At 66.3% G+C, this 21,052-nt stretch carries 18 protein-coding genes and 1 tRNA gene; 10 read left to right on the top strand and 9 right to left on the bottom strand.

Going from position 1 to position 21,052, the window contains the following annotated elements; all coding sequences use genetic code 11:
* Positions 1–67: 67 nt before the first annotated feature.
* From A6745_RS18820 to A6745_RS18800, 5 genes are read right to left on the bottom strand one after another with little or no spacing between them, the layout of a single operon-like run.
* Positions 68–712: a LuxR family transcriptional regulator gene (locus A6745_RS18820; RefSeq protein WP_066130448.1), complete on the bottom strand. Its 645-nt coding sequence runs from the start codon at positions 710–712 to the stop codon at positions 68–70.
* 22 nt (positions 713–734) lie between these two features.
* Positions 735–2,195: an HlyD family type I secretion periplasmic adaptor subunit gene (locus tag A6745_RS18815; protein ID WP_156513445.1), complete on the bottom strand. Its 1,461-nt coding sequence runs from the start codon at positions 2,193–2,195 to the stop codon at positions 735–737.
* Positions 2,196–2,209: 14 nt separating this feature from the next.
* Positions 2,210–4,453: a type I secretion system permease/ATPase gene (locus A6745_RS18810; RefSeq protein WP_082853144.1), complete on the bottom strand. Its 2,244-nt coding sequence runs from the start codon at positions 4,451–4,453 to the stop codon at positions 2,210–2,212.
* Positions 4,437–4,649 (bottom strand): hypothetical protein, encoded by a 213-nt coding sequence (locus tag A6745_RS18805; protein ID WP_066130445.1) that lies wholly within the window; start codon positions 4,647–4,649, stop codon positions 4,437–4,439. Before A6745_RS18805 ends, A6745_RS18810 begins: the two co-directional genes overlap by 17 nt.
* A 29-nt stretch (positions 4,650–4,678) precedes the next feature.
* Positions 4,679–6,190, bottom strand: coding sequence for a TolC family outer membrane protein (locus tag A6745_RS18800; protein ID WP_066131390.1), 1,512 nt, complete (start codon positions 6,188–6,190; stop codon positions 4,679–4,681).
* A 1,144-nt stretch (positions 6,191–7,334) separates the two neighbouring features.
* On the opposite strand from A6745_RS18800, the gene leuC reads away from it, so the two are divergent.
* The 8 genes from leuC to A6745_RS18760 all read left to right on the top strand — a co-directional run bounded on the left by leuC (position 7,335) and on the right by A6745_RS18760 (position 15,810).
* Positions 7,335–8,738: a 3-isopropylmalate dehydratase large subunit gene (gene leuC, locus A6745_RS18795; protein ID WP_066130442.1), complete on the top strand. Its 1,404-nt coding sequence runs from the start codon at positions 7,335–7,337 to the stop codon at positions 8,736–8,738.
* An 11-nt stretch (positions 8,739–8,749) separates the two neighbouring features.
* Entirely contained in the window at positions 8,750–9,400 is a 651-nt protein-coding gene (gene leuD / locus A6745_RS18790; protein ID WP_066130439.1) for a 3-isopropylmalate dehydratase small subunit, read from the top strand.
* Positions 9,401–9,499: 99 nt separating this feature from the next.
* The gene (gene leuB / locus A6745_RS18785) at positions 9,500–10,573 is read left to right on the top strand and encodes a 3-isopropylmalate dehydrogenase (protein ID WP_066130436.1); all 1,074 of its coding nucleotides are present in this window, start codon (positions 9,500–9,502) and stop codon (positions 10,571–10,573) included.
* A gap of 94 nt (positions 10,574–10,667) precedes the next feature.
* Positions 10,668–11,798 carry an aspartate-semialdehyde dehydrogenase gene (gene asd, locus A6745_RS18780; protein ID WP_066130433.1) on the top strand — a complete coding sequence of 377 codons (1,131 nt, stop codon included), beginning with the start codon at positions 10,668–10,670 and terminating at the stop codon, positions 11,796–11,798.
* 219 nt (positions 11,799–12,017) lie between these two features.
* Entirely contained in the window at positions 12,018–14,105 is a 2,088-nt protein-coding gene (locus A6745_RS18775) for a FimV/HubP family polar landmark protein (RefSeq protein WP_066130430.1), read from the top strand.
* A 1-nt stretch (position 14,106) separates the two neighbouring features.
* Positions 14,107–14,910 carry a tRNA pseudouridine(38-40) synthase TruA gene (gene truA / locus A6745_RS18770; protein ID WP_066130428.1) on the top strand — a complete coding sequence of 268 codons (804 nt, stop codon included), beginning with the start codon at positions 14,107–14,109 and terminating at the stop codon, positions 14,908–14,910.
* Between the two features lie 98 nt (positions 14,911–15,008).
* Positions 15,009–15,656, top strand: a complete 648-nt coding sequence (locus A6745_RS18765; RefSeq protein WP_066130425.1) for a phosphoribosylanthranilate isomerase — start codon at positions 15,009–15,011, stop codon at positions 15,654–15,656.
* 77 nt (positions 15,657–15,733) lie between these two features.
* A tRNA-Val gene (locus A6745_RS18760) sits at positions 15,734–15,810 on the top strand.
* A gap of 167 nt (positions 15,811–15,977) precedes the next feature.
* On the opposite strand, the gene A6745_RS18755 is transcribed toward A6745_RS18760, so the two are convergent.
* The 4 genes from A6745_RS18755 to A6745_RS18740 form a co-directional block, all read right to left on the bottom strand.
* A complete protein-coding gene (locus A6745_RS18755; protein ID WP_066130422.1) occupies positions 15,978–16,244 on the bottom strand; it encodes a hypothetical protein in 267 nt (88 codons plus the stop codon).
* Between the two features lie 163 nt (positions 16,245–16,407).
* Positions 16,408–16,650 (bottom strand): hypothetical protein, encoded by a 243-nt coding sequence (locus A6745_RS18750; protein ID WP_066130419.1) that lies wholly within the window; start codon positions 16,648–16,650, stop codon positions 16,408–16,410.
* Between the two features lie 159 nt (positions 16,651–16,809).
* Positions 16,810–17,160: a hypothetical protein gene (locus A6745_RS18745; protein WP_156513444.1), complete on the bottom strand. Its 351-nt coding sequence runs from the start codon at positions 17,158–17,160 to the stop codon at positions 16,810–16,812.
* A gap of 71 nt (positions 17,161–17,231) precedes the next feature.
* Complete coding sequence (locus A6745_RS18740; RefSeq protein WP_156513443.1) at positions 17,232–17,981, bottom strand: response regulator transcription factor; 750 nt, start codon at positions 17,979–17,981, stop codon at positions 17,232–17,234.
* Between the two features lie 451 nt (positions 17,982–18,432).
* Here A6745_RS18740 and thrS point away from each other — a divergent pair, with 451 nt between their 5' ends.
* Positions 18,433–20,385 carry a threonine--tRNA ligase gene (gene thrS, locus A6745_RS18735; RefSeq protein ID WP_066130408.1) on the top strand — a complete coding sequence of 651 codons (1,953 nt, stop codon included), beginning with the start codon at positions 18,433–18,435 and terminating at the stop codon, positions 20,383–20,385.
* A gap of 60 nt (positions 20,386–20,445) precedes the next feature.
* Complete coding sequence (gene infC / locus A6745_RS18730) at positions 20,446–20,943, top strand: translation initiation factor IF-3 (protein WP_328587229.1); 498 nt, start codon at positions 20,446–20,448, stop codon at positions 20,941–20,943.
* The last annotated feature ends 109 nt before the right edge of the window (positions 20,944–21,052 follow it).

The raw sequence follows: 21,052 nt of genomic DNA, 5'->3' as shown, positions 1-21,052 counted from the left end.
CATATGAGCCAAATCCTAGAGGCCGTACCCGGCAGACGATATTGTCCTCAGGTACAGGTCGGGGGGCTTATTTCGCGTGCGCGGCCTGGGGCTGCGAAACACCGTGCACGAGCAGGGCCAATTGCAGTCTGTCGCTGACCCCGAGCTTCTCGAAGACCGCCGACATGTGCGCCTTGACAGTGCGTTCGGTAATGCCCAGGGCTTCGCCGATTTCCGCATTGGCCTGGCCGTACGCGGCGCGGTGCGCGACAGCGGCCTCGCGCTCGGTCAGAAGGCCCTGGGTCCAGTTGTTCGACGGCTGGCCACGCTCGCTGACCAATTGCAGCAGGCGCCGCACCAGCGAGCGGCCCATCCAGGTCTCGCCGGAGGAGACGAACTCCAGCACCTGGGCCAGCGCCCGCACGGGCTTGTAGCTGTGGCAATAGCCCTGGGCGCCGGCGCCGAGCGCCAGCGTGCCCTGGTCGTCGTTCGGGTTGGCGCTGGCCACGATCACCTGCAGGCCGGACATCAGGGCGGGCCAGGAAGAGGCTTTCCAGTGGGGCAGGCGGGGCAGGTCGGCATCGAGCACGACCAGTGTGCGGCGCTGCTCGCGCCATCGCTCCAGGTCGGCCAGGGTGCGGCCGCGCGCCGGCAGCCAGCGCGCGGCATCGAGTTCGCGCCAGTGCTGCCAGAGCAAATCGTCGTGCGTGATCAACAGGACGGGGGTAGGCATATCGACTCCTTCGTTCCTCCGGTCAGCGCTCAGTGAAGGCATTCTCGCGTGCCCGCAGGATCGGCTTGAGCAGATACTGCAGCACGGTGTGTTTGCCGGTAAGCACGTGCACCTCGGCCACCATGCCGGGAATGATGGGCAACTGCTGGTCGCCGACGCCATTCTTGTCGGTGCGGACACGTACGATATAAAACGAGTTTCCCTTCTCGTCGGTGACGGTATCGGCGCCGATCTGCTCGACCTTGCCCTTCAGGCCGCCATAGATCGAGAAATCGTAGGCCGTGAACTTCACGTCGGCCTCTTGCTGCGGATGCAGGAAACCGATGTCGCGCGGCTGGATCTTCACTTCCAGCAGCAGCGTGTCGTCCTTGGGGACGATTTCGATGATGTCCTTTCCCGGCTGCACGACGCCGCCGATGGTGTTGTTGAACAGGGTCTTGACCGTGCCGTTGACCGGCGCGCGCACCTCGGACAGCCTCACCCGGTCTGCCAGCGCCGATTGGCCTTCGCGCAGCGTGGCCAGCTTGGTGTTGGTGTCCGACAGTTCGCTGCGGGCCGTGTTGCGGATGGTCAGTTCGGCTTCCTGGACCTTGTTCTGCGCTTCGGAAATCGACGACTGGATGCGGTCGATCTGCGCCTCGGCGCCTTTCTGGTCGCCGCAAAAGCGCGCCACGTCGCGTTGCAGGCGCAGCAACTCCACCTCGGAGACCGCGCCGCTGGACAGCAGCGGCTTGGTCACCGACAGTTCGCGCGAGGTAAGGGCGCAGCTGGACGCCGCCTGGTCTCGCTTGGCGATGGTCTCGCGCAGTTCGTCCTGACGCTGCTTCAACTGGTCGCGCGCCACGTTGACGGTGGCGGTGATCTCATTGTTGCGGGCCTGCCAGGCATTGCGTTCCTGTTCGCCGATCTGGTGGGCCTCCTTGGCCACGCGCTCCGGCATGACGAAAGGATCGCCCGTGGCCAGCGCCTGGAGGCGGGCCGACTTGGCCAGCAGCGACAGGTATTCGGCATTGTTCTCGCCCAGCGAGGACGAGAAACGGGTGGGGTCGAGCTTGAGCAACACCTGGCCCGCCTGGACCTCCTGGCCCGGACGCACCAGGATCTCCTGCACGATACCCCCGTCCAGGCTCTGGATGATCTGCACCTGGCGTGACGGCACGACCTTGCCTTCGCCGCGCACCACCTCATCGATATAGCCCAGCGCCGCCCAGACCAGCAGCAGGAAGACGGTGACCAGGCTGACCCACAGCAGGATGCGCGAGCCGCGCGCCTGCGACTGATGGATGACCCATTCGGCATTGCCGACGTAGTCGGACTTGTGTTCGGGCTTGCCCTTGTCGGCGCCGTCCAGGATGCGGTCGAACACGCGCACGATCAGATCGCGGGGAAGCAGCCACAACCTTCGAAGCAGCGACTTTTTCCGCTCGGCAGCGGGCAGGCCCGGCGGCGCGGGCGGCGGCTTGTGGCCGGGTACGGTCTGCATCTCCATGGGTTTGCTCAGCTCCCCCGTCCGACACGGCCTTGGCGCAGCGCCTCGACCACATTGTCCTTCGGACCATCCGCCACGATGCGGCCGTTGTCGATGACGATCAGGCGATCGACCAGATCCAGCAACGCGGTACGGTGAGTGACCAGGATGATCGTCTTGTTGGTGCTGGCTTCACCCAGCCGGCGGCGCAGTTGCGCCTCGCTCTGGTTGTCCATGTTGCTGCTGGGTTCGTCCAGCAACAGGATCGGAGGATCGTTGATCAGCGCGCGTGCCACGGCCACCGACTGCCGCTGGCCGCCGGACAGCGATTCGCCGCGTTCGCCGATCACCATGTCGAAGCCCTTCGGATGCAGGTTGGCGAACTCGCTGACGCCGGCCATGTCGGCCGCCGCCAGGATGCTGGCGTCGTCGGCATAGGGCGCGCCCATCGCCAGGTTGTGCTTGAGGCTGCCGTAGAACAGCAGCGGATCCTGCGGCACGTAGCCGATGGCCCGGCGCAGGTCGGAAGGGTCGATCTGGCGCACGTCGACACCGTCGATGAGCACCGCGCCTTCGCTGGGCTGGTACAGCGCCAGGATGAGTTTTTCCAGTGTGGTCTTGCCGGAACCGATGCGGCCGATGATGCCGACTTTTTCGCCGGCCATCAGTTTGAAGGAGACTTTCTTCAGTACTGGCTGGTCGTTGCCCGGATAGACGAACGTGACGTCGCGGAACTCGACCGCGCCGTGGATCACGGGGCGGTGCAGGAACTCGGCCTCGGCCGGACGTTCGATGGGCAGGGCCATGTACTTGTCGATCGAGCCCAGCGAGGTGCGGGCATTCTGGAACTGCATCAGCAGCCCGGCGACCTGGCCCAGCGGCGCCAGGCAGCGTCCGGCGATCATGGAGGCGGCGATGATGCCGCCCATGGACACGGCCGAGGCGCGCGCCTCGTAGACGCCGATGATCACCACGGCGATGGATACGAACTGCTGCGCCACGCTGACGAAGCCGACGGTGGAGGACGAGATCAGCTTGAGCTTGCCGCCCGTCTGCGCGATGAACTCGGTGGAGCGTTCCCAGTTGCGCTGGATCGCGCCCTGGGCGTTCAGCGTCTTGACGGCCTCCATGCCGGTCAGCGCCTCCACCAGCGTGGCGTTGCGCTGCGCGCTGGCCTGGAAGGTCGACATGGTGAGCGCTTCCATGCGCGCCTGCGCCGCCAGCGACACCAGCACGATGATGATGATGGCCGCGATCGGCGGAATCAGCATCAGCGGCGAGATCCAGGCCAGCGCGATCAGGAACAGGATGATGAAGGGCAGGTCGACCAGGGTGGTGATGCTGGCCGAGGCGATGAAGTCGCGGATCGATTCGAACGAACGCAGGTTGGCCGCGAACGACCCCACGGATACCGGCCGGCCCTCCATGCGCAGATCGAGCACGCGTTCCATGATCTGCGCCGACAGGCGCACGTCCACCCGCTTGCTGGCGCTGTCGACCACGTGCGAACGCGCCGTGGTCAGCACCAGGTTGAAGATCAGCACCAGGCTGATGCCGATCGCCAGCACCCACAGCGTTTCGACGGCGTTGTTGGGCACCACGCGGTCATACACGTTCATGGTGAACAGGGGCATGGCCAGCGCGAACACGTTGATCAGCAGCGCGGCGATCAGCGCATCGCGGTACAGCAACCGGTTCTCCATGATGGCGGCCCAGAACCAGTGGCGCTCGCGCACCTTGGCGGTTTCCGGCGCACGCTCGTCGAAACGGAACTGGGGCCGCACGAAACAGACCAGGCCCGTGTAGCGCTGCGCCAGCGTGGCGCCGTCCAGCTCCATGGAACTGCCGCCCAGTTCAGGGTGGCTGACCAGGTACTTGTCCCCGTCGCGGCTCAGCAGCAGGCAGGCCTTCTCGCCCTTGAGCAGCAGAATGGCCGGCATCAGCTCTGGCGAGATCGCGTCGAGCTGGCGCTTGACTACACGGGCCGCCAACTGCGCGCGAGCGGCCGCGCGCGGCAGCAGGGCAGGCGTCAGATGATGTTCCTCCAGCGGCAGCCCCGCCGTCAGGGCCTGGGCCGTCGTGGTCACGCCATGGATGCGCGTCAGCTCGACCAGGCAGTCGAGCAGCGGATCGTCGTGCGTGGCCTTCGCGTCGCCACGCCATTCCCGCTGGGGGATGGGCGGCGGCACCGGCGTATCGCTGGCGTCGGTTTTGGCCGGGGAAGTGTCCGGCTTGTCTTCCGGCTTGTCGGAACTGTCAGAGAACCTGTCCATCGTCGTCATCCAGCAGGTCGAGGTGCTCGGCTAGGCGCTTGCGCTGCTGCTTGCGCTGCGTCAGCTTGACCTGGGCGCGGGGCGGCAGATCGGTCAGGCGGAGCACGCCGTTGGCGATCAGCGAATCGATAAGATCTTCCAGCACACGGACGAAGTCCGCGTCTAGCTGCGAAAAGCCTTCTTCCTGTTGTGCCATGAGCGTTCCTAGCTTTCGTACGTGCGTTTTTATTGCGGGCGCCGCAGGCTGGGATCGAGCCCTGTCTGCGGCGACTGCGACTCCATCGGGACCAGCGTGGGCGGCAGGGGACCGTCGTTGTACTTGACCTTCACAGGCCGGAGGCGGGCCGACTCGGGCATCGCGGAACTGCACATCCTGATGACTTCGTCGGACACTTCCAGCCTGCCATTCTCTTCAGGCATTTCATCGCGCGCGGGGCGCAGCGACAACGCGGGCAGCAGCGAGTGCGACAGCGCCAGCCAGCGGTACTGGGCGATCCGCAAGTCGTATTCCGCGTTGACCAGAGAACGCCGCGATTCGAACAATTCGTTCTCGGTGTTCAGCAGGTCCAGCAACGTGCGCTGGCCGATCTGGAATTGCTGGCGGTAGGCGTCGCGCACCTTGGCGGTAGCCAGTTCGTGGTCGCGCAGGAAGGGCAGTTGCGCCTGCACGCGCGTCACGTTGTTCCAGGCAACGGCCAGATCCTGCTGGACGTTGCGGCAGGTGTAGTCCCGCACGTCGCGTGCCGCGTACTGCTGGGCGGTGGTCTGGCGCACCCGCGCCGAATCCGCCCCGCCGCGGTACAGGTTGTAGGTCATCATGATCTGCACGCTGGAACTGCGGATATCCTTGTAGTCCGGTGAGGGGTCCGTCTGGTCCTGGCCGTGGCTGGCGACGAATTCGAACTTGGGCGAAAACGCGCCCCTGGACGAGGCCACGCCGGCTTCGGCCGCCTGCAGGCTGGCCTGCTTGGACAGGAAGCTGGGATTGCGGCGCAACGACGTGGCGAAATCGGTCGGGCGGGTGGGCAGCCTGGAGGCGATGTCGGGCACAGGCAGCAGGTTCGCGGGCGGCGACATGCCCGTGATGCGCTGGAAGCGCTGCGTCACGTCCAGCAGGTTGGCGGTTTCCGTCATCAGGTTGGTCTGGGCCAGCGCCAGGCGGCCACCCGCCTGCTCCTGGTCCACGCGGCGGCCCACGCCCGACTCGGTGCGCTCGTCGATCTGCTTGAGCGTGCTTTCGTGCAGCGCATAGTTCTGGCGCGCCAGCGACTCCATGTCGCGGTAGCGCTGCAGGTCGATGAACGCCTGCACGGCATCCATCGCGGTCGTGTCGCTGACGGCCAGCAGGTCGTAGAAGCGCGCCAGTTTGTCGAAGCCGGCCTGCTTTATATCGTTGGGAGTGCGGAAGCCGTCGAAAATCAGTTGGCGCAGTTCCACGTTGTAGCCGGGGCGGCTCCAGCTTTCGCTGCCTTTTCCGCCGCCTTGATCGGGTACGTTGGAACGGTATTCGCGGCCGTAGTAGGCCTGCGTGTTGACCTGCGGCAGGAAGCCGCCGCGGCTGACGGATTGCCCTTCGAGGGCCGAGCGGAAGTCGTGGTACCGCGCCTGGATCTCGGGGTTGGTCAGCAGCGTGTTCTCGACCACCTGGTGCAGCGTCAGGCCCGGGCCACCCAGGCTGGCCGTGGCGGCCGTGGCGCCCTCATAGGCGGGCGAGGGCGACTGGGGCAAGGCCGGCATGGGGGCCGTGTCGCGTGGCGCGGGCGCCGGGATCGGCGCTGCCATGACGGGCTGCGAAGCCGGGGGCCTCGTCGGGGCCGGCTGGGGCGCGGCCGCGGCGGTGTACACCGGTTGGGCGCTTTCAGGCGCCAAAGCAACGGCCGTCGGACCCAGCGAAGCCACCCGCACCCGCTGCGAGGCCGCGCGGCGCCTGGCTTCAGGGGCGGGCTTGGCCGAAGGCGCCCGGGGCGCCAGCGTGACCGCCGGCAGGAACAGCGACGCCAGCCGGATCGGCTCGACCTTGGCTGAGGGGCGCGCGCGGCCCATGTGGGTATCGTCTTCGTTGTTGGCGGCCTCGGCGGCCTGCGTAGGCGTCTCGCTTGAGGCATTGGCCGGCGGGCGCGTCGTGCGCGATCCGGGCCTGGGCCCTGCCTCGGAAACCGGACGGGCGGCCTGCGTGCCGGCATCGGGCGCGGGCGCCGGCGCATCGCGCACCGGCGTCGGCGCATCCGGCACGGCGGGCGCCGAGAACGGCGTGGCCAGCAACGGAGTCTGGTAGGAGAAGGCCGGCGCCGACTGGGCCAGGGCCGACGATGAGCACAGCAGCGCGAACGCCGCGGCCATCGGCGTGATGGGCAGGACCGGCCGGGCAGGAGAAGCCGGGGCGTGCTTCCGATCAGTTAATGACGCAGCCAGGGAGCGCTCCGCGAAAGCGCCACCCCGAATACCCGCGAGGGACATCGCGGAGGCGGAAAATATTTGTATGGAGTCGCGCAACATCGTCCAACGTCTCCCGAATCGTGCGATTCGCAAAGTGTGCCTGACTCGCGCGGCTCGATGTACGGTCCGGCACATATTTTTTCTGTGCTGAATGTTTTCTTGTTTCGATCGAATATATTGGTTTCTTATATTGGATTCAATTGAAACTTTATTATCCGATGGTTTCTTTTTTCGGCAGGATTGAGAATATTTCGAGGGCTCCGAACTCGTATTGGATTCATGCGCTCAACAATGGAGGTACTGTCAATACTAGTATTGGTGGTTGAGTTGTACTAGGTTCAGGCCCTGGGCATAATTCGGCGATGCCGCAGTGGTCCGCGGTTGCCGGTGTCATGGATACCGTCGCTCGGACCCAAGCCGGAATGTCCATTTGCAGAGCGCTTCCATGGCCCAATCCCTCTACGACAAACTCTGGGACGCCCACGTCGTCCACCAGGAGTCCGACGGCACCTGTCTGCTGTATATCGACCGCCACCTTCTCCACGAGGTGACCAGCCCGCAGGCCTTCGAAGGGCTGGCGATGGCCGAGCGCAAGCCGTGGCGCACCGGCGCCAACCTGGCGGTGGCCGACCACAACGTCCCCACCCTCAACCGCGCCGGCGGCATCGACGACCCGATCTCCAAGCTGCAGGTCGACACGCTGGATGCCAACTGCGACAAGTTCGGCATCACCGAATTCCGCATGAATGACCTGCGCCAGGGCATCGTGCACGTCATCGGACCGGAGCAGGGCGCCACGCTGCCCGGCATGACCGTGGTCTGCGGCGACTCGCACACCAGCACCCACGGCGCCATGGGCGCGCTGGCGTTCGGCATCGGCACCTCCGAGGTCGAGCACGTGCTGGCCACGCAGACGCTGCTGATGAAGAAGGCCAAGAGCATGTTGATCAGGGTCGACGGCGAGCTGCCGTTCGGCTGTACGGCCAAGGACGTCGTGCTGCACGTCATCGGCATCATCGGCACGGCCGGCGGCACCGGCCACGCCATCGAGTTCGCGGGCAGCACCATCCGTGCGCTGTCGGTCGAAGGCCGCATGACGGTGTGCAACATGGCCATCGAGGCCGGCGCGCGCTCGGGCATGGTGGCCGTCGACGACAAGACCATCGAATACTTCCGCGGCCGTCCCTTCTCGCCCACGGGCGTGCTGTGGGACCAGGCCGTGGCCTACTGGCGAACGCTGCGCAGCGACGAAGGCGCGAAGTTCGACCGCGTGGTCGAGGTCGACGCCCGCACCATCAAGCCGCAGGTCACCTGGGGCACCTCGCCCGAGATGGTGCTGCCGGTGGATGCCCGCGTGCCGGATCCGGATCGCGAGAAGGACGACGTGCGCCGCAATGGCATGGAGCGCGCGCTGCAATACATGGGCCTGAAGCCCAACACCCCGCTGACCGACATCCGCGTCGACCGCGTGTTCATCGGTTCGTGCACCAACTCGCGCATCGAAGACCTGCGCGCGGCCGCCGCCGTGGCGCGCGGCAAGCGCGTGGCTTCCAACGTGAAGCAGGCCATGGTCGTGCCGGGCTCGGGCCTGGTGAAGCAGCAGGCCGAGCGCGAAGGCCTGGACAAGATCTTCATCGAGGCCGGCTTCGAATGGCGTGAGCCCGGCTGTTCGATGTGCCTGGCCATGAACGCCGACCGCCTCGAACCCGAAGAGCGCTGCGCCTCGACCTCGAACCGCAACTTCGAGGGCCGGCAGGGCCAGGGTGGCCGGACCCACCTGGTCAGCCCCGCCATGGCCGCCGCCGCGGCCGTGGCCGGCCATTTCGTCGACGTCCGTTCGTTCCGCTGAGGATTCCAGTCATGCAAGCATTCACCCAACATGAAGGCCTGGTGGCGCCGCTCGATCGCGAGAACGTCGACACCGACCTGATCATCCCCAAGCAGTTCCTCAAGTCCATCAAGCGCACCGGCTTCGGCCCGAACCTGTTCGACGAACTGCGCTATCTGGATCACGGCGAACCCGGCATGGACAACAGCAAGCGTCCGCTCAATCCGGACTTCGTGCTGAACCAGCCGCGCTACCAGCACGCCTCGGTGCTGCTGGCGCGCAAGAACTTCGGCTGCGGCTCCAGCCGCGAGCACGCCCCGTGGGCCCTGACGCAATACGGCTTTCGCGCCATCATCGCGCCGTCCTATGCCGACATCTTCTTCAACAACAGCTTCAAGAATGGTCTTTTGCCCATCGTGCTGTCCGAGTTCGAAGTGGCGCGCCTGTTCGACGAAGTGAAGGCCTTCCCCGGCTACAAGCTGCGCGTCGACCTCGACCGCCAGGTCGTCATCGCCGCCGATGGCCGCGAGATGGGCTTCGACATCGAGCCGTTCCGCAAGTACCTGCTGCTCAACGGCCTGGACGACATCGGCCTGACGCTGCGCCATGCCGACAAGATCCGCGCCTTCGAGGCCGAGCGGCTGGCGCGCCACCCCTGGCTGGAAGGCCGGCCGGTGGCCTGAGCCCGTCCGTATCCTCGAGCCGCCGGCTTTGAAGCACTCACTCAATCATTCCAAGGTGGGCACTGCCCGCCTTCTATGCAAAACGATCAGGATTCATCCATGACGCATCAAATCGCAGTGCTGCCCGGCGACGGTATCGGGCCGGAAATCGTCGAACAGGCCGTCCGCGTGCTGGGCGCGCTGGGACTGCCGCTGGAAATGAAGCAGGCCGCCGTGGGCGGCGCCGCGTTCGACCAGTTCGAGCACCCGCTGCCACCGGCCACGCTGGACCTGGCCAAGCAGTCGCGCGCCGTGCTGTTCGGCGCCGTGGGCGACTGGAAGTACGACAGCCTGCCACGTGAATTCCGGCCCGAGCAGGCCATCCTGGGCCTGCGCAAGGCGCTGGGCCTGTTCGCCAACCTGCGCCCGGCCATCCTGTATCCCGAACTGGCCAGCGCCTCCTCGCTGAAGCCAGAGATCGTGTCGGGCCTGGACCTGCTGATCATCCGCGAACTGACCGGCGACATCTACTTCGGCGCCCCGCGCGGCGTGCGCACGGCCGAGGACGGCGCCTTTGCCGGCGAGCGCGAAGGCTACGACACGATGCGCTATGCCGACACCGAGGTGCGCCGCATCGCGCGCATCGGCTTCGAGGCGGCCCGCAAGCGCGGCAAGAAGCTGTGCAGCGTCGACAAGGCCAACGTGCTGGAAACGTCGCAGTTCTGGCGCGACATCGTCATCGAAGTCAGCCGGGAATACCCCGACGTCGAGCTGTCGCACATGTACGTGGACAATGCCGCCATGCAGTTGGTGCGCGCGCCGCGCAACTTCGATGTCATCGTCACCGGCAACCTGTTCGGCGACATCCTGTCCGACGAAGCCGCCATGCTGACGGGTTCTATCGGCATGTTGCCGTCGGCCTCGCTGAACTCCTCCGGCCAGGGCCTCTACGAGCCCAGCCACGGTTCGGCGCCGGACATCGCGGGCAAGGGCATCGCCAATCCGCTGGCCACCATCCTGTCGGCCGCCATGCTGCTGCGCTACTCGCTGGACCAGGCCGGCCAGGCCGAGCGCATCGAGGCCGCCGTGCGCAAGGTGCTGGCCTCGGGCCTGCGCACCGCCGACATCCACGAGAGCGGCACCACCAAGGTGTCGACCGCCGAGATGGGCGACGCGGTGCTGAAGGCCCTGTAATCCGGCCCGCTTCGGCAGCGGGCCGCGCATTCTGATAAATTGGAAGGATTCCCTTCTTCTTTCACGTAGTTATCACTTTCAAGAGCTCTTCAAGATGACGCAAGCAGTAGGCCTCGTCGGGTGGCGCGGCATGGTTGGTTCGGTGCTCATGCAGCGCATGCGCGACGAAAATGACTTCGCCCTGATCGAACCCGTGTTCTTCTCCACCAGCAACGCCGGCGGCGCCGCCCCTTCGTGGGCGGACGGCGCGGGCCCGTTGCAAGACGCCTACGACATCGAAGCGCTCAAGAAACTGCCGATCATCGTCACCGCCCAGGGCGGCGACTACACCACCGAGGTGTACGGCCGCCTGCGCAACGAAGGCTGGACCGGCATCTGGATCGACGCCGCCAGCACGCTGCGCATGGCCGATGACGCCATCATCGTGCTCGACCCGGTCAACCGTCCGGTCATCGACGCCGCCCTCAAGCGTGGCGTGCGCAACTTCGTCGGCGGCAACTGCACCGTCAGCTGCATGCTGATGGGCCTGGCCGGCCTGTTCAACAACGACCTGGTCGAGTGGATGACCTCCATGACGTACCAGGCGGCCTCGGGCGGCGGCGCGCAGCACATGCGCGAACTGCTCACCCAGTTCGGCACGCTGAACCAGGCCGTGCGCCCGCTGCTGGACGATCCGGCATCGGCCATCCTGGACATCGACCGCGGCGTGCTGGCGGCCCAGCAGGATCCGGGCCTGGCCCGCGAGCACTTCGGGGTCCCGCTGGGCGGCAACCTCATCCCCTGGATCGACAAGGATCTGGGCAACGGCATGTCCAAGGAAGAGTGGAAGGGCGAAGCCGAGACCAACAAGATCCTGGGCCGCGGCGCGGCCTTCGGCACCCCGCCCACCCCGATCGACGGCCTGTGCGTGCGCATCGGCGCCATGCGCTGCCACAGCCAGGCGCTGACCATCAAGCTCAAGCGCGACGTGCCGCTGGACGAAATCCAGGACCTCATCGCCCAGGGCACCCAATGGGCCAAGGTCATCCCCAACACCAAGGAAGACACGGTCAAGGGCCTGACCCCGGTTGCCGTCACCGGCACGCTGGACATCCCGGTGGGCCGTCTGCGCAAGCTGTCGATGGGCTCGGACTACCTGGGCGCCTTCACTGTCGGCGACCAACTGCTGTGGGGCGCGGCCGAACCGCTGCGCCGCATGCTGCGCATCGCTCTGGCCGAGGCCTGATTCTTCCGCGCGCGGCGCCGGTCGCCGCGCTATCGGGGTAAGGCGAGAGCACCTGCGGGTGCTCTCGTCACATCCCGGGTGTATTTTCCGGCATGACAGGCAGATTGCAGGTTTGAACGCCATGCGGGATGGCTTTACACTTCCGGGCTGCGTTTTCCGACATCGCAGTCCTGCGCCATATCGATTGATCACGGAAAGCAGAATAGGGAATCCCGGCTCATGACTTCGCACCCGCGTAGCCTGCATCATGTCCCCCGTAACAAGGTCCTGGGCCTGGCGTTGGCGCTGGCCATCGGCACTTCCGCCTGGGCGGATGCGCAGGCGGCGCGTGCAGGACACGCGCGGGTCGCCTCCTTGCCCGGCGAGCCCATGCGCATCGAGATTCCGCTGCTGGACCTGACGGCTGACGAGGCCGCCTCGCTGCAGGTGCAACTGGCCGATGCCGCGTCGTGGCAGCGCGCCGGCCTGCAACCGCCGGTTCCGTTGGCCGATACCCGGGTCAATCTCGAGGGCAGCGGCGCGGCGCGCCGCGTGGTCAGCATCACCGCCACGCAGCCGATCACCACGCAAACCGTCGACATGCTGCTGGATCTGCGCTCCAGCGCCGGCCAGCGCCAGATGCAGGTCACGCTGATGGTGCCCGCGCGCGACGCCGAGGCCGGCTTGCGCCGCGCAACTGTCCCGGCGCCCGGTGCGGCGCCCCAGCCCGCGTCCGCCGGCGCGCAGGCGGCGCGACGCGTCGACGACGTGACCGTGCGTCCCGGGCAGACGCTTTCGGGGATTGCCGTGCGCCACGCGGTCGCCGACGCGTCCATCTACCAGATGCTGGTGGCGCTGTGGCAGGCCAATCCGCAGGCCTTCATCCAGAACAACATGAATCTGGTGCGCGCCGGCGAGACGCTGGCGATTCCCGACGCCGCCACCGTGCGTGCCGTCGATCCCGCCGAGGCACGCCGTATTTTCGTCGAGCAGGCCGCCGCTTACGACCGATATCGCGCGCGCCTCGGCGCCGCTGCCGGGGGGCGCGCCGCCGTGCCGCGCGCCGATGGTTCGTCCGGCCAGGTGGAGAGCGCCAGCAGCGGCGCGGCCGCGGCGCAGCCGCCGGCTCAGGACCGCCTGCGCTTGTCCAATGGAACGGCGGGTGCGGCGGGCGGTTCGGTGGCTGGCGCCGGGGGGGCGGCGGAGGCGGCGGGCGATGCCCGCGCTTCCGACCAGCGTGCCATGGACGAGGCGCGCCAGCGCGTCGATGCGCTGCAGTCCAACGTGGATGCGCTGAACCGCGTGGCGGCTGGCCAGGGGGCCAGTGACGCGGCCACCGGCGCTTCGGGTACTCAAGGCGGTGCGGCAGGACAAGGCAACGCCGCCCGGCCCGCGGCCAGCGGGGCCACGGCGGCGGACGCGGGCTCGGGCGCTGCGGCAGGTTCCACCGGGGGGGCTTCGGGTGGCTCGGCGGGCGTTGAAGGCAATGCTTCCGGAAGCGGTGCCTCGGGTGCGAATGGCCCGGCAGCCGTCGGCGCGGGTGCCGCCGGCGCGGGTGTGGCTGGCGTGGGTGCGGCCGGCGCGGGTTCGGCTGGCGTGGGTTCGGCTGGCTCGGGTGCCGCCAGCGGCGCCTCGGCAGCGGTGCCGGGCAATGGAACGGCGGGCGGGAGCAGCGTTGCCCCGGGCGGCGCGCCCTCGGGTCAATCGGGTCAATCGGATCAATCGGGCCAATCGGGCCAATCGGGCACGCCTGCCCTGGCGGGGGCTGGTGGCGCCGCGGCGGGCACGCCTTCGGCAACCGTCGGCGCGGCTGGCAACGCGCCATCCACGCAGCAGGGCACCGCTGTCGCGCCGGCCAAGGTCGGCATGCCTTCGTGGTTGGTCGATAACCTGTTGGCCGTCATCACGGCGGTGCTCGCGGTACTGATTTTCATCGTGGCCTGGATGCTGCGCCGGGCGGGCGCGCGCCGCAACGAAGACGTGGAAGCGGTCGACTACAGCGACCCTCCGCCTTTCGACAGCCGCGCCTTCAGCCGCAAGCTCGATGCGATCGATCTCGACCTGAATCATCCCCCCACGGACGAGGCCAAACCGGTCCAGCGCGATGCCTCGCCAGCGGTAACGCCTGCTGTCGGTCCGGCGGCTCCGCCTGCGCCGTCCTCGGCGCCTTCCCCGTTCGCCACGCCCTTGAATCCTTCCCCCTCCGTCGAAACGCCGCCGGCGCAGGGCAGCGGCTCCACGCCTCCAGCCCAGGCTTCGGGGACGGCGCCATCGCAATCGCCGGCCCCGTCGCCGTTCGCCCCGCCTTCGTACAACAACCGGACCTGACATGCCGCGCATCGCCCTGGGCCTGGCCTACGATGGGTCGGCCTGGCAGGGCTGGCAGACTCAACCGCACGGCCAGACCGTGCAGGACACACTCGAAGCCGCGCTGGGCGCCTTCGGCGGCGCCCATCTACCCATCGCGACGATCTGCGCCGGCCGCACCGATACCGGTGTCCACGGCGCCGCGCAGGTCGTGCATTTGGATACGGATCTGGCGCGCCGCGACCAGTCCTGGGTGCGGGGCGTCAACGCTTTCCTGCCGCCCAGCATCGCCGTGCAGTGGGCGCAGTCGATGCCCGAGACCTTCCATGCGCGTTTCTCGGCGCGCTCGCGCACCTACGTCTATCTGCTGTGGCGCGGCCGCGTGCGTCCGCCGCTATGGGCTGGCCGCGCCGGTTGGTGCTTCCAGCCGCTGGACCTGGATGCCATGCGCCAGGCCGCGCGGGCGCTGATCGGCGAGCATGATTTTTCCAGCTTCCGGTCCTCGCAGTGCCAGGCCAGGCATCCGGTGCGCACCATGCATCGCCTGGACATCGAAGACCGTGGCCCGTTCATCGTCTTCACGCTGCGCGCCAACGCCTTCCTGCATCACATGGTGCGCAACCTGATCGGCGCGCTGCTGCAGGTGGGCCAGGGCCGCGAAAGCGTGGCCTGGATGGGCCGGTTGCTGCAAGCGCGCGACCGCAGGCTGGGCGCGCCCACCTTCATGCCCGATGGCCTGTATCTGGCCGATATCGAGTACCCCTGCGAATTCGGCCTGCCGCCGTTCGATCCCGCGGCATCGCAACTGGCGCCCTTCATCGGCTGAACGTCCGGCGTCGTTCGATATGATGGCCGGATAGCATTACGCTACGCATCCTTAATTGATGAGCAGCTTCCAGCTGCTCAAGGCTATCCCGATCTCTCATGCGCACCCGAATCAAGATCTGCGGCCTGACCCGCGAGGCGGACCTCGACGCCGTTGTCCAGGCCGGCGCCGACGCCATCGGCTTTGTCTTCTATCCTGGCAGCAAGCGCTATGTCTCGCCGGCGCGCGCCGCCGCACTGCGCCGCCGCGTACCTGCCTTCGTGGACGTGGTCGCCCTGACGGTCAATGCCAGCCAGGACGAGATGCGCGCCATCGTGGATGAGGTCGGTCCCGACCTGCTGCAGTTCCATGGCGACGAAGCGCCTGAAGAATGCCGCCGCCATGGCCGCCGCTATCTGCGCGCATTCCGCGTGGGGGCGCCGGGCCTGGATACCTCGGATGCCTTGGCCGCGCATTGCGCGCAATACCACGACGCGGCGGGCTGGCTGTTCGACAGCCATAGCGCGGGCTACGGCGGCAGCGGCCTGGGCTTCGATCACGCCTTGCTGGCGGGCGTGCAGGCCTCGCCCGACCGCCGCGCCTTGGTGCTGGCTGGCGGCTTGACGCCCGAGAACGTGGCCGACGCCGTACGAGCGGTGCGGCCATGGGCGGTGGACGTCAGCAGCGGCGTGGAAGAGGGCCCGGGATTGAAGTCGATCGAGCGCGTAAGAAAATTCATCGATTCCGTGAATTTTTCCGCCAACTGAGTTGCGCAGCCCAAAAAGCTTCGCTATAATCTTTTTCTTCGCTGCTGACGCGCAAAAAAACGAACGGCAGCGATTGAAGGCGGTTAGCTCAGATGGTTAGAGCGCCACGTTGACATCGTGGAGGTCGTTGGTTCGATTCCAATACCGCCTACCAGAATTAATGCCGGCAATGCCAATTGCCGCCAAAAAGCAGTGCCGCAAAAAAGCCGCTATGTCCATGACTCAGCGGCTTTTTGCTTTTCGTCGAATGGCGCGCCATGCTCCCGCCCCTCGCACAGGGGCGTCGGGGTATTGCGGGCGCCACATCGGGCGCGACGGGTTTTACTGCTGTTCGGCGTGCGCCATCTCCGCCCCGAGCCTGGCTTCAGCCAAGTATTCGTGGCCGGCCCACGTCAGGCGTATGCCATGGCTTTCCTTGGTCAGCAGTCCCGCGTCGAGCAGGATCCGGATGTGGTGGCCGAACAGCGGGCCCATCGCGGAATTCCCTTTTGCGGCGGCATCGATCAGCGCCTTGGGGTCGTGGACCTCGACCTCATCGGTTTCGAGGGCAGTGAGGATCGTCATGATGACTTCGAAGTTGCGCTTCATATTCTCTCCTGGTGGCCACGGTTGACGGCTGCAAGGGATATTACCCGCACAGGCTGGATTTACCCGCACAGGCGAGATGTTCCGATGGGCGCGCGGCATCGAGGCGGATTTGTCCGGCATCGCCGCGAGCCATCGCTGGGCGCGGCGCGGACGTGCTGCCGGCTTACTTGCACTGCTGAAGGGCGATCTCGCAGATCGAATGCAGGCGTGTGCGGATGTGCGCTTTCAGGTCTTCGGGGACGTGCTCATCGTTCAGCAAGTTGGACAGCATCGTGTGCATGCTGCGGTGGGCGGCTTCGATGGCGGGCTTGTCCTTGGTGGCCAGGAACAGCAGCAGCCCCAATGTCGTGGCATCGGCGATCGAGTTGGCGGCGTAGGTGGTGATATCGACACCCGTGTTCGACATGATGGGGTCTCCGGCGAGCGGTTGTTTGGATGGGGACGCCAATGGCCCGAGGCGTGTTATCGAGCAGGCGGCCGCCACCTTCGGAATTTCGGGCGGCAACGGTAGCACGGTTCCGGCAGTCGAGAGATCGCGGCTGGCGTCAATGTGCGGTTCGCGGGCTCAAGGCTCAGGCTTGGCCCGGATCGCGGCCTGCAACTGCGCGTCAAAACTTCGCAGGCTTTTCTCCAGATCGGCGAGGACAGGGCCGATATCTCGCATCGTCGTGCAAGCCAGCGTGGCGGCGCGCGCCGCATCCAACTGACCGAGCAGGCCATCGCCCGTCGGGCACAGCATGCAGGCCGCGCCCTTGATGTGATGGATGCGCTCGGCCGCGGCAACGGCGTCGCCGCGTTCCAGGGCCGCCCGCATCCGCGTCAGATCCGCGTGCAGTTGCTCGCGCGCCAGGAGCAGCAGGCGATTCAGCTGACTGGCATCGGGACAGATGCCGCGCAGGCGGGGCAGGTCGAGCATCGCCAGGCTGGGCAGGGCATGGCCGGGCGGACCCACCCGGCCGTCAGGGGGGAAGGGTACGGACACGGCTGCTATTCCTCTGCCGCGTCCCGCCGGAACTTCTCTTTCAGGTAAAGCGCCAGCGCCAGGTCGTCGGCCAGGCCCAGCTTGCGCATGGCGCGGCGCTTGTGGGTGCTGACGGTTTTCTTGCTGCGCACCAGGCGCGTGGCGACCTGCGTGACGGAGAAGCCCAGCGCGATATGCCGCAGGATCTCGGTTTCCGCGGCGGTCAGCCGGGCATCGGGATGCCGGGGTTCGGCGCGGTGCACGCGGCCAAACGTGCTGACATAGAAATTGCGCGGGTCGCCGACGGTGGCGCGGATCATGTCGGGGATGGTGTGCGGCGGCTCGGTCTTGGACAGGTAGCCGTTGGCGCCCGCGCGATAGGCCGCGTATTCGGTGTCCTGCGCGCGGCCCGCCGACAGGGTGATGAGCGCCATGCCCGGGTACAGCCGGCGCAGCCGCTTGATGAAGTCCATGCCGTCCCAGGGATCGTCGGGCAGGTAGTAGTCGACCACGGCGACGTCGCAGGGCATGTGCTGCAGATTGGCGACCAGGCTTTCGGCCGAGGTCTCGGCGTGCACGACGTCGAGGTCGGCATTGCCGCGCAGGAACGAGGCGATGCCCATGGTGGTCACGGGATGGTCGTCGAGGATGGCGACGCGCAGGCGGTGGCTGGGGCGGGACAGCAGCATGTAGCGCCGTCCGGCGGCCAGGCGGCTATCGGCTTCGCAAAGGAGGAGGGATGGGGTCTGGATGGGTGCGTGATGAGGTTGGGTCATGGGTGGGGGGCTGCGAACGTCGGAACATCGAGAACATGCGACTTGCTTTGACGGGCCATGCTTTACGAGATGGGTAACAATATGTTGCGTTTTTGCAGTCGTAAGGCTGCAGCACCCTGGAAAATCAGACAAAGTGACGCCCCGGGGGCGACAAAAAGGCAATCGGTCCCCGACTTCTCATGAAGTGCTACAATTGGCGCAATCTGCGACTGACGTGTTCCGCTTTCATGTACGCAATGCCGGTACATTGGTCGCTTCCCCGAAGCCATTCCTCATTACCATGCTGCCTTTGAAGCCCGCACGAACTACGACCGGATACTTCCGCACCATGTCGCGTAAGTAAGTCCGAAGTCGGGTCCCGCGTGTCGCCCTAGACAGCAGCCCAGCAGGCAATCAGATCGAACGCGGCTAAAGGCCGCGTTCTTCGTTTTTCATTCCAGGAAGTGCTCCGATGGTTCAAATCACATTGCCCGATGGTTCCCAGCGCCAGTATCCCGGTCCGGTCACGGTCGCCGAGGTTGCGCAGTCCATCGGTACCGGCCTGGCCAAGGCCGCGCTGGGCGGCAGGATCGCGCAAGCCGGCGCCGAGCCGCGCCTGGTCGACACCAGTTTCCGCATCGACCACGACACGAGCCTGTCCATCGTCACCGCCAAGGATGCCGACGGCCTGGACATGATCCGCCATTCCACGGCCCACTTGCTGGCGTATGCGGTGAAAGAGCTGTTCCCCGACGCCCAGGTCACCATCGGCCCGGTCATCGACAACGGCTTCTACTACGACTTTTCGTACAAGCGTCCCTTCACGCCCGAAGACCTCGAAGCCATCGAGAAAAAGATGGCCGAACTGGCCAGGAAGGACGAAGTGGTCACGCGCGAGGAATGGACGCGCGACGACGCCGTCAAGTTCTTCGAAGGCATCGGCGAACGCTACAAGGCCGAGATCATCGCGTCGATCCCGTCCAACGAAACCCTCAGCCTGTACCGCGAAGGCCCGTTCATCGACCTGTGCCGCGGCCCGCACGTGCCGTCCACGGGCAAGCTCAAGGTCTTCAAGCTGATGAAGGTGGCCGGCGCCTACTGGCGCGGCGACAGCAACAACGAGATGCTGCAACGCATCTACGGCACGGCCTGGGGCTCGAAGGAAGACCAGGAAGCCTATCTGCACATGCTGGCCGAAGCCGAGCGCCGCGACCACCGCAAGATCGGCCGCGACCTCGACCTGTTCCACTTCCAGGACGAAGCGCCGGGCCTGCTGTTCTGGCATCCCAAAGGCTGGGCCCTGTGGCAGCAGGTCGAGCAGTACATGCGCGCCGTCTACCGCGACAACGGCTACCAGGAAGTGAAGGCGCCGCAGATCCTCGACCTGTCGCTATGGAAGAAAACGGGCCACTGGGACAACTACCGCGAGAACATGTTCACGACCGAGTCGGAGAACCGCGTCTACGGCCTGAAGCCCATGAACTGCCCGGGCCACGTGCAGATCTTCAATTCGGGCCTGCACTCTTACCGCGAACTGCCGCTGCGCTACGGCGAGTTCGGCCAGTGCCACCGCAACGAGCCCTCGGGGTCGCTGCACGGCATGATGCGCGTGCGCGGCTTCACGCAGGACGACGGCCATATCTTCTGCACCGAAGACCAGATGCAGGAAGAGTGCGCCAACTTCACGGCGCTGCTGCAGAAGGTGTACCGCGACTTCGGTTTCGACGAGGTGCTGTACAAGGTGGCCACGCGCCCCGAGAAGCGCATCGGCAGCGACGAGACCTGGGACAAGGCCGAGCAGGCCCTGATGGACAGCCTGCGCCGCACCGGTTGCGAATTCGAGATCTCGCCCGGAGAAGGCGCCTTCTACGGTCCCAAGATCGAATACACGCTGAAGGATGCCATCGGCCGCCACTGGCAGTGCGGCACGATCCAGGTCGATTTCTCCATGCCCGTGCGCCTGGGCGCCGAGTACGTGGACCAGAACGACCAGCGCCGTCCGCCGGTGATGCTGCACCGCGCCATCCTGGGTTCGCTGGAGCGTTTCATCGGCATGCTCATCGAGAACCACGCCGGCGCGATGCCGCCCTGGCTGGCTCCGGAGCAGGCCATTGTGTGCTGTATTTCCGAGCCTTCGGCCGATTATGCGGCACAAATAACACAAACCCTGAAAAAACAAGGCTTTAGGGTGCAGGCCGATTTGCGCGGTGAAAAAATCACTCGTAAAATCAGGGAGCATAGCCTGCAAAAGATTCCGTATATCCTCGTCGTAGGCGACAAGGAGATGCAGAATGGGACTGTTGCGGTTCGCGGTCTGGGTAACCTCGACCTCGGCGTCATGCCGCTCCATGACTTCATCGCGCGTCTGTCCGAGGATGTCGCCACCCGCCGCGCCGTGCAGCAACCCGCAAGCAGCGCCGTCTAATCTTTAGGAGTCGTCAACATCGCCACTGAAAAAAGCATACGCATCAACGGTGAAATCCGCGTGCCCGAGGTGCGTCTGATAGGTCTGGAAGGAGAGCAGTTGGGCATCGTCAAGATTGCCGATGCATTCCGTCTCTCCGAGCAAAGCGACGTGGATCTGGTGGAAATCGCGCCCAACGCCGAACCGCCGGTCTGCCGCCTGATGGACTACGGTAAGTTCAAGTATCAGGAGCAGAAGCGCCAGGCCGAGGCCCGATCGAAGCAGAAGGTCATTCAGGTCAAGGAAGTCAAGTTCCGTCCGGCCACCGACGAGGGTGACTACCAAGTCAAGCTGCGCAACCTGCGCCGCTTCCTCGAGGAAGGCGACAAGGCCAAGATCACGCTGCGTTTCCGCGGTCGTGAAATGGCCCACCAGGAACTGGGCATGCGCGTGCTCGAACGCGTGCGCGACGACCTGACCGAGCTGGCCCAGGTCGAGGCGATGCCCAAGCTGGAAGGCCGTCAAATGGTCATGGTGCTGGCCCCTCGCAAGAAGGCCGGCAAGGCCGACGCGGCTTGAACGACGAACGGCCCGGCCGCCTTGCGGCGCCGGGCCGTATGTTTTTCCGCGTGTTTTCCAGCCGCCCGGGCATTGCGCCGGCCTGTCTCTGACACGCCGGGGTCCGGCC

The organism is Bordetella ansorpii (assembly GCF_900078705.1).
GTDB classification, from domain to species: domain Bacteria; phylum Pseudomonadota; class Gammaproteobacteria; order Burkholderiales; family Burkholderiaceae_B; genus Bordetella; species Bordetella ansorpii_A.
The sequence above is the reverse complement of the archived record's forward strand: the minus strand, read 5'-3'. Positions and strand labels throughout refer to the sequence as shown.

What these genes read in the sequence shown, in the direction of transcription:
- A6745_RS18820 (WP_066130448.1), bottom strand. Translation starts at nt 712, where the DNA reads ATGCCTACCCCCGTCCTGTTGATCACGCACGACGATTTGCTCTGGCAG.
- A6745_RS18815 (WP_156513445.1), bottom strand. Translation starts at nt 2,195, where the DNA reads ATGCAGACCGTACCCGGCCACAAGCCGCCGCCCGCGCCGCCGGGCCTG.
- A6745_RS18810 (WP_082853144.1), bottom strand. Translation starts at nt 4,453, where the DNA reads ATGGACAGGTTCTCTGACAGTTCCGACAAGCCGGAAGACAAGCCGGAC.
- A6745_RS18805 (WP_066130445.1), bottom strand. Translation starts at nt 4,649, where the DNA reads ATGGCACAACAGGAAGAAGGCTTTTCGCAGCTAGACGCGGACTTCGTC.
- A6745_RS18800 (WP_066131390.1), bottom strand. Translation starts at nt 6,190, where the DNA reads ATGCCGGCCTTGCCCCAGTCGCCCTCGCCCGCCTATGAGGGCGCCACG.
- leuC (WP_066130442.1), top strand. Translation starts at nt 7,335, where the DNA reads ATGGCCCAATCCCTCTACGACAAACTCTGGGACGCCCACGTCGTCCAC.
- leuD (WP_066130439.1), top strand. Translation starts at nt 8,750, where the DNA reads ATGCAAGCATTCACCCAACATGAAGGCCTGGTGGCGCCGCTCGATCGC.
- leuB (WP_066130436.1), top strand. Translation starts at nt 9,500, where the DNA reads ATGACGCATCAAATCGCAGTGCTGCCCGGCGACGGTATCGGGCCGGAA.
- asd (WP_066130433.1), top strand. Translation starts at nt 10,668, where the DNA reads ATGACGCAAGCAGTAGGCCTCGTCGGGTGGCGCGGCATGGTTGGTTCG.
- A6745_RS18775 (WP_066130430.1), top strand. Translation starts at nt 12,018, where the DNA reads ATGACTTCGCACCCGCGTAGCCTGCATCATGTCCCCCGTAACAAGGTC.
- truA (WP_066130428.1), top strand. Translation starts at nt 14,107, where the DNA reads ATGCCGCGCATCGCCCTGGGCCTGGCCTACGATGGGTCGGCCTGGCAG.
- A6745_RS18765 (WP_066130425.1), top strand. Translation starts at nt 15,009, where the DNA reads ATGCGCACCCGAATCAAGATCTGCGGCCTGACCCGCGAGGCGGACCTC.
- A6745_RS18755 (WP_066130422.1), bottom strand. Translation starts at nt 16,244, where the DNA reads ATGAAGCGCAACTTCGAAGTCATCATGACGATCCTCACTGCCCTCGAA.
- A6745_RS18750 (WP_066130419.1), bottom strand. Translation starts at nt 16,650, where the DNA reads ATGTCGAACACGGGTGTCGATATCACCACCTACGCCGCCAACTCGATC.
- A6745_RS18745 (WP_156513444.1), bottom strand. Translation starts at nt 17,160, where the DNA reads ATGCTCGACCTGCCCCGCCTGCGCGGCATCTGTCCCGATGCCAGTCAG.
- A6745_RS18740 (WP_156513443.1), bottom strand. Translation starts at nt 17,981, where the DNA reads ATGACCCAACCTCATCACGCACCCATCCAGACCCCATCCCTCCTCCTT.
- thrS (WP_066130408.1), top strand. Translation starts at nt 18,433, where the DNA reads ATGGTTCAAATCACATTGCCCGATGGTTCCCAGCGCCAGTATCCCGGT.